Below are 17,245 nucleotides of genomic sequence, written 5' to 3' on the forward strand. Positions count from 1 at the left end.
CACTTTGAAATCTCCGGCTGACACTCGGTGTAAGGACCGCAGTTTTCCGAGCCCTGGTCGTTTGGCCTCGATCAGGGTTACATAGTTTTTGATTTCCCAAAGATGATCTGTCAGGCCATCCATCTCTGGAGCTTCTCCAAGCGGACACAGCCAACTAAGGCCTGTTACAACCCATCTAAGGCCGCACTCGCGAAAATCTCGAGATCTTCCGTAGATGCAAATGGCACTTGGGCAATGAAGTACTCTTCGCCGGATGGTTTATCGCCGCCTAGGCGAGCCGCGACATGCCCTTTTCCGAGCAACCGCTCAGCTCCTTCGACGCCAAGCGCGAGCTTTGACCCAGCAGTGCTGGCGACCTTTAAGCAAAGCCGATTGCCGAGGTTATCGCGGATGCCGACAGGGATGGCGTCCTGGGCAGCACGCTGCGTGATCATGATGATATGGATACCACAGGCTCGAGCTTTGGCCGCAAGACGTGTGAAGCAGCTCTGTACAACATGACGATAGTCTTCAGAGCCAGCCATCCAGTCCGCCATCTCGTCATGGACCACTGTGATCAGAGGAAGTCTTTCAGTTTCAGATACGCGCGCGTTATATTCCGAGATCTTTGGTACACGTGCCTGCATGAAGAGCTCGTAGCGACGATTCATCTCCTCGACAATCTCATTGAGAACCTGCTCGGCAGCTTCTTGTGTAGTTACAATCTCACGAGCTAGATGCGGAGCCTGTGAAATCCAGAAGAAGTCCACACCAAACTTAGGATCTATGACATAGAGTTTGAAGTTCTTAGGGTGATTGAATGCAATCATCTGAAGCAGGAGGTTCTGTGTCAGCACGCCTTTGCCGCTGCCGGTCTCACCGGCGATAAGTGTATGTGGTGCGTGTTCCTCATTTTCACCGTGGGATCCTTGCAGATTCAACCAGAGCGGCTCCCCGGAATCCTCCCGGAGACCAATTAGGAATCGGGACGTAGAATTCGGGCAGGAAACTGGCCAAATCGCTTCAAGCCAGACACGAGCTAAATCGACGATCTGTCTCTTCTGTGCCGCTACGAACAGTGAAATCCGACCTAAGCCCGTCCTGATATCCGTGACATCAAGGCCGAAGGTGGTTTTCAGCTCGAGTAGCTTGGGTTCTAGTTTCTTGACGGTCAGTGTGCCGTGGCCAGCAAAATTTACCAGGACGCCATTAGGCGTTGAGATGGTTGGATTAGGCATGAGCACTGCATGCATACCCAGCTCGGTCAAAGCTGCTTGAAGCTGCCTTGCCGTCTTGACCGCAAACTCAAGTTCTTGCTCTTTGCTACCCTGCCCACCGTTGCGTGTCATCGATAACTGAAGAGCGTTCTCTAGGGCAGGTCTGATCCTTCTATTGGAGACTGGAGCAATCTCGGCATCCGGTTCTTCAGCCAATCCTTGCGCCAATTCATTTTGCTCGACGAGTTCATCGTCGGACAATACCTGCTGCGGGTTCGTTGGAGCAGTTTGTTTAACGCTCTGTTCGTTTACTGTCTCCGGAAAAGAAGGCTCACTGCGTCTCTTGGGTTCCATACACTCCCGTTTTGTAAATCCTTCCGGCACGGGTATCGAAGGCGCATCAGGTGATTGGGGGTCTTCGATGACTCTCATGAGACGGCCGAGGGCACGCTGGCGGACCTGGTACTGCCAGACATCGTCATCAGATGTCGATAGAGTCACGATGATGCTGTCATCAGCGGTTTCGTCGTCATGAATAACAACAATCGACCTACCCTCAACGCGATATTGGACTTCACCGCGGGCAAGAGAGCTGCGGAATCGATCAAGTTCTTCAATGTCACCGAAGAAGCGAACATATTCAGGGCGCAACACCATGAGATGCAAAAGCTGAACGCCCCAAGCCTGTTTCGCGACTGGATCTTGCTGGTCAACAAAGTTTGCCCTGAGGGTATTCAAAGTGGAGGAGACTTGCTCACGAGATGATTTCGATTCCGTGGTCGAGGAGGTCGCGGCAACACATTTAGCTTCTACAACACTCATGTGGATGACGAAGTCTCCGGCATCATTCTTGGAGACAGAAAGTGCAAGAGTGTCAGCCATTTTTCCCGTTAGACCGAAGAAGGCCCTGTTATCGTCAAGTGAAAACCAAATTGGTTCGATGTTACTTGATCGCTTGTCGATACGGATGAGTGAGGTTGCAGCTGCGAGACCGATAACTTCACGGGCTGCGGATTTGGATCGAGCTGAACTTAGAATCTTCTGACCGCAAACCTCAACGACCGTGGAGATCGTTCGCCGCGCCATTGACTGCGCATCGTCGTGGAGTGCGGCGTCCACCATATGCTCAAAATCCGACTGTATATGCCGTACGAGGTTGGCGCTCGGTTCGCGCGATGATACCAGAACGCGCAACTCTGAATCCGGCAACTGCACATCCCGTATCACCTTGATGCCGTTATCAGCAAGCATCTGCCTGCTTGACATGCTATCCACACTGACGACCCACTCTCCGATCGCATGTGCCCGCTCGATTGTACGTCGAACTGCGGTTGTATCCCAGGACACACGCCGAAGCGGCAAGGCGCGCCAACCCTCCGGTATAATGACGAGATCTTCTCTACAGCAGTGGCAGAGATCGAGGAACTCTGCGGCGGCTCGTGGCGGATGTGTGACGGTCAACGACATCTCAATTGTCTTGGCGGAGACCCAAGAGTTGCCTGCATCACCGGCGCGGCGGCGTGGGAGAGCCACATTTCTAAAGTCTATCGCGTCAGGCAGCGTGTCTGGCTCACCCCGCTCATAATCCCACGTCATCTCCGACTGTTTGAAGAATACATCGTGCAGAAATACGAGATCCGTGCTGTTTCGACGATCACTTTTGCGAGCACTATCACCTTTGCCAACACCGACCCTCAGTCGCGACAGGAAACCTTCTGTCACCTCATCCAAATTCTGAGCACGTAGCCTGGCATTCTGAGTGGCGTAGATCTTTCGCATCCGATCCGGATTGTCATGGGAGATCAGAAGACTGCAGCGGAGGTGCCCATTCCGCGCCATCCGATCTTCGAGGCCCTTGGCTATCATTCCGGGCAAGCTGACCGTGTCCGCATTGAAGATGGCGGTCGAGAAATTTCCCTCTTCATGAGGATTGAGCTCGAGATAACGGTCAGAAACGGACAGAAACTGCCGACTTGCAGTTGATGCGGTTGCCTCGAGTTCCTGAGGATCAGAAGCGGCTGTTCCAACCGGAACGGCAAAGCTGTACCCCGCACAATCCTGAAGAGCAGCGTAGGACTTATGATTAACCGAGATAACCTCGGGAAAGAACCATTTCTTATAGAGATATCGACGCTCGTCACAAGCTCGCTTCAGTCCATCATCCGAGACTGTGTCGACACTCAAAAGGGTTTCGACAAAGTCTGCAAGATCTCTGGCTTTGGCCTGACGCTCAAGCAGCCGTAGCGGATGCCAAGCGGGGATGACTGCCCCCTCTTCCGAAGTGGCAGAGATAACAATACCAAACTCCGTAATCTTGCCCATAGTAGTAAGACGAGGGTTCGTGTTTGCGTTCAACTTTTGTCGCGCGACTTTGCAAAGCTGACCAAAGGCCTGAGCTTGTTTTTCGATCAAATCGGTCTGGTACAAGTTTTCCGGGTCGGTTTTCAGGCCTATAATCGCATTGGTGAATGCCTGACGGAACTCAGCCAATGCCTGCAGAATGGCATCTTTGGATGGAGCGTCGATATGTCGCCCAGCCTCATGATCCGTCAGCTCATCACCGATGACAACAAACAGATCTTCTTCTTTTGGAGCACTTGCGGGGTCAGCCGTTCTGCCCTCCTCTCCGTGCGCCACATCAACAAACGTCCCTGTATCATACAGAGAAACTGGTAAGGCATTTATTTCAACGCCTGGCTTCATTGAGAGTTTTGAGTCATGCACACGGATAAAACCATCCGTCATCCCTTCATAAAGGGCGTTGATATCCTCGGGCCAGGCCATTGCGATGCTGCTGACCGAGGGCGTCCAGAAGATGCGGACGCGGTGTGACAAGGGACAATCCGATCCGTCATCGGCGACCAGCCCCATCTCGAATTCAATTTGACGAGCGTCTTTCTTGGATTGCCCGGTTGCTTCGTCGATCGCCTTCTGGTCAAGCCATCGACCAAAATTAAATTCAACATGACCGGACAGCACCTTCTGAAGAAGCTGCGCCTCCTGCCGGAACAGTGCGTACACTCTCGCGTCAAGGGATGACCAGCTGGAAAGTTTCTCGCAGTGCTTGGCTTTAATCTCGATTTTCCCGCCGGTTGCGATCTTTCCATCATCATTGGCGGTTTTCATCAACAACGCATGGATACCCTCGAGGATTGACACTTGAAGGTCGTCACTCGTCACCTCATCTGAAAAGAGATGACGGCGCCACGCCTCATAGACCTTGACGCTGGTACCTGATCGGAGCTCATCCTGCCAAGTGTCGAAGAAATCCTGATCTTGTTCCGGGGTGGTGTCCTTAGTACCGAGATCCTCGAGATATTGTTGAGCGGCCTCATCACCTTCAAACTTATCGGCGAACTCTTCGGTTAACAGCTCCCGAGTCCGCTCGCTCAGATCTGGCGTTCGCCTTCGGCGTCGCACTCCGAAGGCATTTTTCCCAAATGCTGTCCAGTCAATAGTCTTGCAAAAGATCTCCTGGCTTAACCGCCAGCTCCCGTGTCGCAGATGTTTGCGATCTGCAACCAGTGCTCGAATGGCGTCAGCCTGAATCTTTTTATCTGTTGAATATTCCACCTCATTCTCATCGAGGCGCTCAAGTAGCTGGTCGGTATCGACCCGCTTGTCGGTCTTATCGAGCAGATAGACATAATTCGCGACTTCCTGTTCTGCGCCGCGAAACATGCCGCGGAACTCCTGCTCGAGCTTTGACCTTGCAGTCTCAAGTGCGGGTATTCTGGCGAAGCTGTAGGTCGGCATATGCAGGGCCGGTGCAGATTGGTGGACCTTTTGTGGCCAGGGGAGTGAAGTCTTTTCCTGGAGCAAAAGAACGAATTCGGCAAACTGATCGAGTTCCCTAGTGACTCCAGACTGGTTTAGTCCTTTCAGAAGGGCTTTGATCCAGTTCCGGCGATCATTACTACCAACGTCGCCAACGTGCCTGTCGACGATCACAGCCACCCATAGATCAATTTGTTCTTGTATCGAGTTTCGGTCGATCCTCGAGACTGGGTTGAGGCTTGCACCAACCGTTTCGCGCTCCTCGTCAGAAACCGCGAACAAGATAATATCAGCGGCATCACTATTCCGGAAATAAACAGCAGGCTTGTCGGTCAAATGATCCGCAGACAGGCTGGCGGTCAGAGCGGCATCAATATCCTTTCGAATCTTGAGGTCGATTTTTTTTGATGAATTCGAAGGTAGCGTGCGGGATATCCCTGCGAGATGTTCCGGCCTCAACCCTGCAAGTAGCTGAATAGAGCGCCCCGTATTGTTCTTCGCCTCATTCAGAACCATTTGCCATACGATTTTGCCGATAAGATCAGCTCTTTCGCTAATGCGGGCGTGTGCATCGCCGTCGAGGATGGGGCCTTTGGGGGGGGCTGTTGTCACAAGCGGATCCATTCAAATCACGTCGTCAAGCCAATAGGGGTTTGAGACAAAGGCGCAATCATCAGAAAGGCGCTTGACGTAACCCAGACCGGTTAAACGGCGCTCAAATGCCTTTAAATTGTCTTCGAAGGAAGAGATGTCGCAAGGTGGACGATCGAAGGCAATTCCTGCTTCTCGTGGACCAATAACGATGCTGTAGCGCTCATAGAGACTGGACATGAATTCCATGATCGTCACTGGCCTAGTCACATTTGCGAGTACAAGAGCTTCGATAAATTCATCTGAACCTGCGAACCATGAACCGACACCTCGGCGGGCAAGTACAAAGCCGGTCTGTTTGCCCAGGGGTTCGATCAGCGTTGAGACGTTATTACGACTGCGTCCCTTGGCGGCTTTGAGAAAATCGCTGCGCCAAGCGGTTGGCTCCTTTGCTCCTGTCTCACTATCATAGATGTTGGTATTGAAGGCCTCTCGGATTGCTTGCTTAGCGAGATTTGAGCGTTGTTCGAGATCGGGATGGGTGTGAGCTTGCTGCCACTTGGGCATGCCATCTAGGCTCTGGATGATGAAATTCTCTACTGCGTCCTCGATCAATTGACGCTGCCGCTTGAGATAACTTCTGGACAAGTCCCTGAGATCGCTCTTAGCACCGCCAGTCAGGTCAAGCGGGATGGGATCTCGGACTGGACTCTCTGCGACTTCATGCGCCCGGTCCACGAAATACCGCACAAGATTCAACGCGGTCATCCTGAAGAGCGGATCTAGTTTCTGAGGAGTCGGGAGCTCGCTTAGATTAAGGATCGACACCCAGTCTCCGGCCATCCGTTCATAAGAAGAATGATGCTTGAGAGGTAGATATCCGACTACCCCACCATCACTAGCGTCAGAGTCTGGTGTTTTTGGAGGCGCCAATTCTGCCGCGATTTTGTTGAGCGAGTCTTCAGTACCGAAGAACTGTGTTTTGAGTAAAGCGGCAAGCTCATCGGCCTGAGAAGAGCGATTGAGCATGAGATAGACCATCTCGCCGCCGCGTCCAAAGAACCGTCGGTCCGCACTAAAATCTTCCTTCACATCGGCGAATTGCAGATTTGGCCCCCTCGGAACGAGAAAGCGCGAAGTCCAACGACGATTGTGGATTACATCGAGCTCGAGACCCCTCAGAATGCGGACGGCCTGCAGAACCTCGAAGAAACGGTCGCCAAACCGTGTCGATAGATATTTAAAATCTACTGTATCCTTACGAGCTGTCGCTTTATAGCCGCGATTGAGTTCTTCGACCCATTGTTCAAGGCGCTCTTCCGGGGTGAGGTTTTCTGCGTAATTGATCCGCTCGAGAGAAGAGTCCTGAAACAAGATGTAACGCAAGGCTCCCATTTTGCGAACCGGAACCTTGAAACTCTCGTGCTCATTTTCGGAGCTTTTGGGGTGACTAAAGATCCGGTTAGCTTCATAGGAGGTACCACTTCCGTCAATCTGCAAGGCACGGCAGATCGAGAGAACCTCCAGCACTAGCATAAAGGCTTTCTGTTCTTCGATATAGCGATGTCCAAATACCGCTTCCTGCACCCACATATCTATGGGTCTTTTGTTGATGTGATTGTCCGTCAGGCAATCGGTAGCTGCATTGATTTTTGTCATGGTCAGCGACCCTCTTCAAGAATGCCAATCGGGGAATCTACGAGGCGCTCTTTATCGGTTTTAACGGCGACATACTGAATCTCGATATCACGATCCTTGTTGTAGCGAAGGATTGACCCAACACATTTGATTTGGAAATTCCGGATATCCTGAAAGCATTGGTTCGAAAAGCTGGTAGGTAATGCTCCTTCCGCAACGCGCATCAGATATTCGAACAATGTTGGAGAGACCGACAAATTGCTCATGGGTTGCCGATCCTCAGAACTGACCAATTCAAGTTGAGGGGCGCGACCGGGATTAGACGGTGGGTCCAGCCGCAGATAATAGGGGTAACCTTGCCAGTTGATCGGCGATCCAACTAGCAAGGGGACATCCATTCCCAAATAAACACCGGAGGGCTGAGTCAGCCAAAGCCGGTTGGTTGTCCCTGTCAAGGACCCGGTCAGAGTCCGATTGAGTCCGAGCAGTATACGTGCCCGGGTCCATTTCATGCTGTCTGCGTCTCTTTCCTCTAACGGGCGAAGCAAATTGATATAGAGATCACCATGATGATGGACCGAGAGTTGCCATGGACACATCTCGCGATCGCCTTTATGAGGCACATCTTCGGTGGTAAAAAAAAGCCGCCGCCTTTGGGCGATCAGCGCATCGCGTAAATCATCGATGTGGCGCTCGGGATTATCTCGATAGTTCTTTCTGATCTCATCAAAAAGGGGTTGTCCATACCGGCTGTGATCAGGCAGGGACGTGCCAGCATCGAGCAGCTCGTCATCGAAAAAATTGTTGGTCTCATGACCAATGCCGAAGCTGTCCAAGGCTTCGAATGCCGTGAACTGCATCCGCCGGATCTTTGGATGATTGTGGCCAAAAACGTTGGAGAAGGGATTTGTCGCCTTGTACTCAGCGGCATCGGCTCGAAGTCGAGCGCGATTGCAGTTTAACAACGGGGTCGCCGTACCCTTTGCATCTCCAAGAAGGGCGTTGACCACAAGTATCATGAGCTGGCGGATGGACAGATGTTTGTCGTCTGCCGCCGCCATCTCGATCAATGAACGCAGCCGAGTTTGCATTGTCGCAGGCCCAGCCTCGAGTAACACTTTGCGGTTTTCCCGGATCGGACAGGGGGTTGGCTCAGACATTGCTGAGCATGATGGCGGACAGGATGACCATGCCGAGTGATTGCAAATGGCATCTATCATGGCATCGAAGGTCTCAGCGTGAGAAGTGCGAGACATGTTGATCAAACGGAAAGCCAATCCAGGAGGTTTTTCTTGATCATCCTTGAGCAAACTCTGAAAAATTTGCAGGACTTTGACCGCATGTGGGTCATCTCCCATATGTTCGCGCCAGGATTTTATTAGATGTCCGTCATTGACGCAGACGACATAAACTTCGCGGCTGCCCTCTTCGCGATAGAATGCTTTGAGCAATCGTGGAATGAGGGACTGCTTGGTAGCATTATCAATTTCACTGAGATCCTTGATGAAGTGGATCTGATAGCCGTTCTTGGTGCAATTAAGTGTTACTTCAGGGTCAGTATTACCCCAGGCTAAGCTTCCACCACTCAATTCGTTTAGCACGTGTCTGGCGGTATAGGTTTTGCCATCTCCTGCAGTACCAGTCAGCAGTACCGAGGTTGGTTCATCAGCAGTCACATAAGCCTTGATCTGGGTTGAGCGCTCTTGATGGATCTCAATGGGATCGAGACCCGCTGATTTAGCTGCTTGGACAACAAATTCGTCATACATGTTGTTGCCATCAGAGGTCGGGCCATAGGCTGCCAGAAATTCGATTAACGGATTGTCGGTCATAAAAAAACCTCTACGGGCGCTATAGTCCGATATCGCCCTGGATAGTTTGAACTTTTCAGCGATTATCGGCTGCAAAGTCGTAGACCTAACAGTTTACACAAATTAATTCGTTGTCTCAACTTAAAGTGGAAATGCAAAATCTTTTACTTGTGACAAATGATGCAGGACGCAGCTACATCTGCGGTTCCGTAAACCTCATCAATTTCAATGTCATTAAGTCCTTCTCGAAGCGGATTGATTGGACGTCGTGCTCGCTCGCGCGCAAGCCGCTTATCAAAATCCTGTTCGATTTGAGCAATCCGATCGGGATGCTCCAGCTCAACAAGGGATTCTCGATCACTCCATGTAAAAGGAGAGCCGTTATCAATCGCAGTCTTCTCGTAACGTTTCGCCTCTTCAAAGGCCTCTGGATGTTCTTTCTTGAGGCGAACCCACTCAATCTTCTGTTGATAGAAGCAGAAGGTACAGCCACTGCGAGAGCGCCAGTCATAGTACTTTGGGAGCCCAAGCCCAGACGATTCTAGAAGTTCAATGACAGCTGGTTTGTCGAGACCATGCTCGCGGAAGGGAAAACGGACCTGGAGGTTTGGATGCGTCGCTTGCATCCCCGATCGAGCAGGTTCGTCTGCACGGATTGCTACGTGACTGATGACTTTGATACCGGCGTTGAGGTCGTCTTTGATCCAATTCTCAAACGGCCGAATTTTGAGCTGGCGAGTGCACCAGCGTGTACGAGGAGACGGGAGGAAATTTCCATATTCTTTGAGCCAGAAGTCGAAGTTCCGATCGGGATTGAGATATGCGATCTGTTTCCCAAGGAAGCCTTCTAAGCGGCCCAAAAATTCGTAGACTTCCGGCAACTCTTTTCCTGTATCCGTAAAGAAATACTCAATCTCCATCTCGGGATAAGTCTGGCGCATGAAGACGGCGAGCGCGGCACTGTCACGACCGCCAGACAGTCCAAGCACATTACGTTCCGTCATGACGCCATCTCCCGACACTTGTCTTCACCACTCTCTTGAATGAGGCGAGCCCCGAATTCGGCCAACGCTGCAAGCACGAGACGCTGATCCTGCCCAGATTTTGTGGCGACGTTCGAAAGCTTCTGGGCCAGAGCACTGGCAGCCTTTCGCTCTTGCGCTGAAAGTCGGACCGATTTCATTTCGGCCTGTGCGGCCTCTCCCGTTCCAAATACAATGCCGACGGCGTGCTGCGTTGGCTCTCGATCTTGTACTCGAGCCAACATCTCGGCTTGAGTGAAAGCGAGCGAGAGCTCGGCGATGGCGAGAAGCGCACGTTTGGGATCCTGATCGGACCATAAGGGCGGAGGCTTGTTGGCCACGAGGCTGACGATAGCTTCGAACTCTTGCTCGGTGCCGGAGAACTCAGCGAGACGTCCGGCAAATGCGTCGAGACGAAGATCACCGGTGATCCCTTTTACGGTTTTCGCTCGATGTCGGAGATGCTTGATGTCGATCTCTTTGTTACCAAGGGCTGACATCATTTTTTCACGCAGAACGCTCAGCATATCCGTATAGGCTGAGGAGAGTTCTGTAAGCGCGGCACCGATTTCACCTATAGGATGCGCTTGGTTCGATGGTGATACGGCCTGAGGCAAATCAACAAAAAGCGTTTGGTGAGGGTCACTCGCGCTGAGCAAGATCCGACGAACATTTGCCGCCGTTTCTGACAGCGTAGAGGTGCGGCGGGTCCAATTCGGCAGCTTCATCGCAAATTCCACTAGAGCTCGCGCCAGTTCGAGCGCTCCCGGTTTTGGCGTCACACCGGTCGAATCTTGAAGCTGCCAGCGCAGCGCTGATATGAGTTCCTCATTTTCGGCGGTGCGATTTACCTGCCGGAGCGAAATCGCTTGAGCATCTTGGAGAAGCCGATCAACAACCACATCAGTCACTCGTGGCTGGAACATGTCGTCGACATAAACTGCCACCTGTTGACTGTTTGCCATGATGAACGCAACCGAAAGGATTGGAAGGACACCCTGTCTGAGGCCGAAAGGCGGCTGCCTCCATTCGTTATATATCGAAGCCAGAGAAACGGCGCCGTCAGACGACGAGAGAATTTTTTCGGCAGCCCCCCACATCGGCCGGAAAGTCTTACCGATCTTACTGCTCTGATGCGGCGCATTGAATCCGGCGCGGCCGCCTCTCGTGCCATGAAGTCCTGACGCTTCAAGGATAGTCGCGTGAAGACCCCGCTCGGCCGGAAATCCATTGATCCCAAGTACGATTTGGTCGCCTCGGGAGACCATGGCGTGCAGCAGCGCGCGAACGGCGGCCTGACTGTTGCTCGACGGCCGCTCTCGGTTGACAAGCTCGCTCTTAATGATGGGGGCCTGGTCGAAGGTTTCGTTTGCTAACTCCGTAGCAAGATGCGCAACGGATCGACTATCTTGAAGCTCACGCTTTTCACCGCGCACAAACCATGCCGCTTGGTCAAAACCGGTCCTGAGAGCTTCTTCGAGCTCTGCGCTCGACAAGGCGATGCGCGCCTGAATTTCTCGACGTGCAACATCGTCGCCTTCGAGCGAAGGGTGCTCTCGCCTTATCGTCTCTAGCGCAATGAGTTCAGCGCCAAGCATACGGATCGCCCATGCATTCTTAGGGTAGCCGACCGCCACGGGAAGATCGCAAACTTGTTCTGACGCCATGCGGCATCGCTCTTTGACAGTTCGTTCAGGCTCCTCACCATCAGGGATCGCGAGAATAAACTGACCGGCCGCGCCGTCTTGCGGAACGAACGATGACATCGTTTTTTTGAGGTCAGTCACGCTCGTTAGCCCTGACTCGAACCATCGAAGCGTACCGGTCCGAAAATAATGCTTCTTAGCGAGCAGAGGCTGAAGATTTGCTAATTTTGCTAGACGCCCTACATCGAGCTCCGTCCGCTCAGCCTCAGTCTCTAGAAGCGCAGCCGCGATGTCGAAGTCACTGCCGGCGTATACCGTCCAAGCGTCGGTGTGCTTGCGAAAAACGATGATCGACCGTTGCTCGAGGGCCTCGACAACCGCCTTAATCGATTTTACCTTTTCGTGTGGGAAGCACGCGCGCAGAATATTCAGCTCCGCCATAAGACCGGACCCGTTTCGGAAAAGGTCGATCAGTGCGATTGTCTTTGCCAAACGAATGTGCAGCGCGCCACCAAAGCGCTCGCACCGCTCAACCGCGTCTGCGCCCATTGCCCATCGATGCCCATCAGGAGAGGCGAGAATAGCAGGCTCTAGGTTGACCTGTAGATAGTCCCAGAAATCGGCAGGCTCATAAGTGACTTGGGCTTCAACCGGTGTTTCTTGCAGGAAGTCCTGAAACGCGTGGGTCTCAGTAGAATTGAGAAAACCAAAGACACTTCGCTCATTCTGACCGAAGCGGCGTCGCGAAACTGGGCCAACGAGTGCTGCGGTTATGGGATGTAGTGGCCAACATGCGGCCAAGCGATCCTGGAGGTCTTTTGGGCTGTTCGGTCTACGCTTGGAGATAGTCGTAGCAACCGCCTCAGCTATTTTTACATTTGTTTTGGGCAGTACTTCGGTCGATAGAGCCCGTCCAATCAAGTCGATGACCTCATCGATCGCAGTGACGACCGGAATGTCGACATATCGACCCTGGATCTTCGCCCATTCGTCCTGGACTTCTCGACCTAGGCGTAGCGCATACTGCTCAAAAGACTGGTGTAGTATGCCGATGACGATGAGACGACCACCACAGCGGCCCGCTGTCTCGGCGAGATCTTGGAAGAAGTGGATATCGGTATCTGCACTCGCGGCGCCGTCGAGATACTTCCCCATCTCATCGACGACAACTAAAACGCCGCTGCCTGAACGCGCTTCGGCTTCACTGACGAGCCGCTCCAAAACGTCGCGGCCCGCAGGATCCGCCTTGCGTCGCTTTGTGCGCGGGCGGCCTTCCTCGCGGGCGATCGCGTTGGCTGTAGCAGATCGAAGGTCGTCGACAGGGTCGGATCTACCTCCGACAACCGGAACCAAGAGCCAATTCTCGCCACCGATGGGAAATGCTTTATCAAGCATTGGGACGGCGCTAAGTAACGCCCTCGCCTCTTCACGACGCGTAGGATCGGAGCCAACAGCTTCGCACAGCGCAAGCGCGAGACTAGACTTGCCGCCACCATAAGGGCCTGTCCACGTAAACGCGCGTTGGCCTGTATGAACCGATAGTCTTGCCATCGTTTCGAGCGCCTGGGCGTTGGATCCGTGGCAAACGAAGCCGTGCAATGCACCATCAACACCGAGGTCTGCATCAATGCGAATGGAGCGTTGGTAGCGCCGCTCGACTGACACGACTTCGGACAGAGTGGTCATGCGACTCTCCTTTCGGAAGAGCTTGAATATGCGGACGGCAGAAACATGATCGGGTCGACGTCAGGCTTGCGCCGCGCAACATTTCGTACGCCGGCCGTGTCAGACCAGATGAAGGCGTTGTTTGAGCTTTCGCCGATGCGCGCGAGACGATCAGTGAGAGAGGCTTCGTCGATCTTGAAGACGCGCCCCGGCGAGCCCGACTCATAGGCGATGCTTTCGACCGATAACGTGTTCTGGTCGATCGCATGACGCCGCCAGAACTCTGTGAGCGCAAAGAGAAACACTCCGTCTGGGAGACTTGGTTTTGGGCCTCGGCGAAACTCAAACGACTTGCTGCTGACAGCGCGAATAAGTCCAAGCTGAGCGAGCACCGGCTCCATACTGTCGTCGGTGAATTTTTTGCTCGTTGCCGGCACATAACTACGCAGGAAGCATTCGACGTCTCGCTTGATTGTCGCCGCTGATGCGCGAGTCCAACCACGAGCGTGACAAAGCTCGCCGATCGGCGTTGCGACCGCGTCATGGTCGAAAACCTGCGGGGCAAGATGATTGAACGCGTAATACCATGTTGTGCTGCGTTCTGGCCGACCCGCGATCATCCATTGGAGAAGCCAATTGGTCGCGGGGGTTTCGAGATAAGGGTCTAGCCCCTCTTCGTCGTCGAAGATCAAACGCCCGAGTCGGGTGGGACGATAGACTTCTCCATCCTCCTTTATCACTTCACATGTCAGAGCCCAGTGGCGAATGGCACTCACCATATTCTTGCCGACACCGAAGGTTACAATCGCCTTGTCTTCTGAGAAGAGTGATTTTGAAGCGCCGCTCTCTGTCTTCGCCACTTCATCGTAAGCTTTTTTGAGCCAGAGATGCCTGAGCGGGAACGTCTCATGGCCCGAGAACTGTCCTTTGAAACCATGGTCTGTAAGGGCGCCGCGCAGTTTCATCTTTGACCTCCCGGCTTGACCATATCGTTCGGTTCGCGACGGAAGCGAAGTAAAGGACTGTTTGTAGGTGTCATCGTCACATCGTTACTCCGCTGCGATGGCTGAGTTGAAATGCTCAACTTTGCTGGCGATCAAATTGGCTGCTCGGTCAACCTCGTTTTCGGTTGTTCCCCGTCCAAACCCGAACCTGAGGGACGCGTTTGCTTCTTCGAAAGTGAGGCCAAGGGCGGTGAGCACATAAGACGGCTCGATGAGGCCTGAGTTGCAAGCAGACCCATTCGACGCCGCGACACAGCCTTCGAGCGCCAGAACGATCGATTGTGCATCATCTGTGGGAAGTCTGACATTGAGACATGTAGGCAGGCTCTCCGTGAGGTTGCCATTCACTTGAAGGCTACCGAGACGGGCTTCGAGCGCGGCCTTAAAGCGAGCCTTTAACATCCGGCAATGCGCGTCGTCGTGCTCCATCTCCACAGCAGCGATCCGGCACGCTTCGCCAAATCCTGCACACAGCATCGGAGCTAAGGTTCCGGCGCGGAGACCGTCTTGTTGTGCACCGCCGAGAATCAATGGTGCGAGTTTCGGCTTGAGATAGTCTGAAACATAGAGGGCACCGATGCCCTTGGGCCCATAGAGCTTATGTGACGACATGCTGAGGAGGTCGACATTCAACGCGGTGACGTCAATTGGTAATTTGCCAAGCGCTTGAGCTGCATCGGTATGAAACACCACCCCGTGCGCCCGGCACACCTCACCAATTTCGGTGATTGGTTGAATTGTTCCGATCTCGTTGCTCGCGGTCATTACGGAGACTAGAGCCGTGTCTTCACGGAGCGCTGTCTGGACTTGCGCAGGGTCTACCCTGCCTTCCTGATCGACCGGCAACACCTCTATGATGAACCCTTCAGATACAAGCGCCGCGGCTGTGTTCAGAACACATTTATGTTCAATCGCCGTCGTAATAATGTGGTGTCCGCGTCGGTGTTTGCTGCGCGCCCACCCCATGATCGCCAAATTATTCGCTTCAGTCGCACCGGAGGTGAAGATGATTTCGGACGGTGTCGCTCCGATAAGATCGGCGATCTGCCCCGCGGCACCGTTGACCGCTGAAGCGGCTTCCCAGCCATATACGTGCTCCGAATGGGGATTCCCAAAGGTGCCGTCGAAATAAGGTAGCATCGCGTCTCGCACACGCGGATCAAGCGGCGTGGTCGCCTGATAATCGAGATAGATGCGTTCTGGCATACCTAATATCGCCCTTCGTCGTCGCTGCGGATCAGCGGTAGCCCGGCCTGATCCCCTTGTTCTTGTTGTTCGATAAAGTCCGGGTTCGCGCGTCGTAACAATCAAGAAACCGCATCGTCATGCAGCTCTGCCATACGAACGAGACTCGACACGCCTAAACTGTCAGAAACTAGAGTCGTATCCTTTTCGCCTTTATGACGCTACAATTGAAATTCCATACGTGTTGCACTACTTTTCACCAAATCTTCATCAGCGTCAATTGGGAACTGGATGAAATCGCCAGTTCGATTATGGGGCATGTTTTCAAATTGTGACCATCGATGTAAAGAAGTGTCAGATTTCGCGGCAAAAATTATTCTGAGCTTAGGGTCTCGAACGTGACTTTCAAAACTGAAGCATATGAGCAGAACTACCAGCAGTTTCGATCTCTAAACCAAATCATGTGGCAGATCCCTGTGCTCGCCATGACACTTACAGGTGGTTTGTGGTTTGGTGTTTCTAGGCTTGAAGACGACTCTCTCTTGTTTACGGTTCTCTTGCTGACCGCCGTTGTTGGCAATCTCACCCTCGTTGCGATCTTATATCGGTTCAGGCACGTCATGGGGTGCTACCTGAAGTGGCTGAAAGATGCCGACTCTGACGGATTTGTAGAGGCAAGTTCCAATACAGGTTCAGAGAATTGGTTCGAGCGCTTTTGCAATGCCGACAAGACTGTTCGCAATTTGTTCTCATTTCTCTTATACTGGGCCGCAGGTTGGAGTGCAATTGTTCTGATCGGGTATTGGCATGAAAGAAACTGGGATTGGGCAATGACAGACTCAACGATTGCCATAGACTTTTACGATCAGCATGCCGCGGCACTCTCAGATAGCTACGAATCCATCGCCTTCGAAAAGGCATATCCATTTTTGGTACCCGTTTTCGAAGGAGCAGCAATTGAAGTGTTAGATATCGGCGCAGGTACAGGTCGCGACGCTTCTTGGATTGCATCGAAAGGACATTCTGTAACGGCGGTCGAACCTTCCGCAGCAATGCGGTCCATTGCAACATCGCTCCACCCGTCGAACAGAATCTCGTGGATTGACGATAGGCTTCCGAGCCTATCTGGATCGAACTTAATTACGGCCAAGTTCGATGTGGTGCTCCTAAACGCTGTTTGGATGCATGTAAATCCGTCTGATCACAAAGCAGCGATTGGTCGAGTCTTCGAGCTCACGAAGCCGGGTGGAGCCGCATTCGCGTCTTTGCGTCTAGGACCGCAGAGAGCAGAGCGCGGCATGCACGAAGTGTCCTCGAGCGAGTTTGTCAGCCTAGCTAGAAGCGCAGGGTTCACCGTAGTTCCCAAGGGCGATTTCGCAGACCTCCTTGGACGACCGGAGGTTAGTTGGAAGATGTACGAACTTCGTCGATGACCAATGAATTTGTGAGACTAATCCTTTAGTCATTTTGACAGATTTACTCAAACGCGAGACGCACCCTTCATTTCATTCGTCGCGTCGGCCCTAAAATTAAGGCTCTTGCCCAAGCGACCAGACTTTTGTCCAAAATTTGAGACTGCCGCCGGACCCTCGGAGCCGATAGCTCCAGCAACATTACTGCATTAGTCCGAGCTAAAAGCAATTGTGGCTCGCCTCGTGTTCGTTAAGCGCGGCACAAGAGAAGCCGAATATTCGTGAGCAAATGCCGCTC

General features: G+C 52.9%; 8 protein-coding genes. 1 reads left to right on the forward strand and 7 read right to left on the reverse strand.

Going from position 1 to position 17,245, the window contains the following annotated elements; translation table 11 throughout:
* Positions 1-164 precede the first annotated feature (164 nt).
* The 7 genes from QMZ18_RS33700 to QMZ18_RS33730 form a co-directional block, all read right to left on the reverse strand.
* Positions 165-5,597 (reverse strand): FtsK/SpoIIIE domain-containing protein, encoded by a 5,433-nt coding sequence (locus QMZ18_RS33700; protein WP_282610847.1) that lies wholly within the window; start codon positions 5,595-5,597, stop codon positions 165-167.
* Positions 5,598-7,223 carry a hypothetical protein gene (locus QMZ18_RS33705; protein ID WP_282610848.1) on the reverse strand — a complete coding sequence of 542 codons (1,626 nt, stop codon included), beginning with the start codon at positions 7,221-7,223 and terminating at the stop codon, positions 5,598-5,600.
* Between the two features lie 2 nt (positions 7,224-7,225).
* On the reverse strand, positions 7,226-9,034 hold the full coding sequence (locus tag QMZ18_RS33710; RefSeq protein WP_282610849.1) for a hypothetical protein: 1,809 nt from the start codon (positions 9,032-9,034) through the stop codon (positions 7,226-7,228).
* A gap of 143 nt (positions 9,035-9,177) precedes the next feature.
* Entirely contained in the window at positions 9,178-10,017 is an 840-nt protein-coding gene (locus QMZ18_RS33715; protein WP_282610850.1) for a phosphoadenosine phosphosulfate reductase family protein, read from the reverse strand.
* Positions 10,014-13,367 carry a hypothetical protein gene (locus QMZ18_RS33720; protein ID WP_282610851.1) on the reverse strand — a complete coding sequence of 1,118 codons (3,354 nt, stop codon included), beginning with the start codon at positions 13,365-13,367 and terminating at the stop codon, positions 10,014-10,016. The genes QMZ18_RS33715 and QMZ18_RS33720 overlap by 4 nt, the downstream gene beginning before the upstream one ends.
* Positions 13,364-14,311, reverse strand: a complete 948-nt coding sequence (locus QMZ18_RS33725) for a DUF4007 family protein (RefSeq protein ID WP_282610852.1) — start codon at positions 14,309-14,311, stop codon at positions 13,364-13,366. The genes QMZ18_RS33720 and QMZ18_RS33725 overlap by 4 nt, the downstream gene beginning before the upstream one ends.
* Positions 14,312-14,395: 84 nt before the next feature.
* Positions 14,396-15,556, reverse strand: a complete 1,161-nt coding sequence (locus QMZ18_RS33730) for a cysteine desulfurase family protein (RefSeq protein ID WP_282610853.1) — start codon at positions 15,554-15,556, stop codon at positions 14,396-14,398.
* A gap of 377 nt (positions 15,557-15,933) precedes the next feature.
* Between QMZ18_RS33730 and QMZ18_RS33735 the strand changes: the two genes are divergently transcribed.
* Entirely contained in the window at positions 15,934-16,968 is a 1,035-nt protein-coding gene (locus QMZ18_RS33735) for a bifunctional 2-polyprenyl-6-hydroxyphenol methylase/3-demethylubiquinol 3-O-methyltransferase UbiG (protein ID WP_282610854.1), read from the forward strand.
* The last annotated feature ends 277 nt before the right edge of the window (positions 16,969-17,245 follow it).

Source organism: Pelagibius sp. Alg239-R121, from assembly GCF_947331435.1.
Classification (GTDB): domain Bacteria; phylum Pseudomonadota; class Alphaproteobacteria; order Kiloniellales; family Kiloniellaceae; genus Denitrobaculum.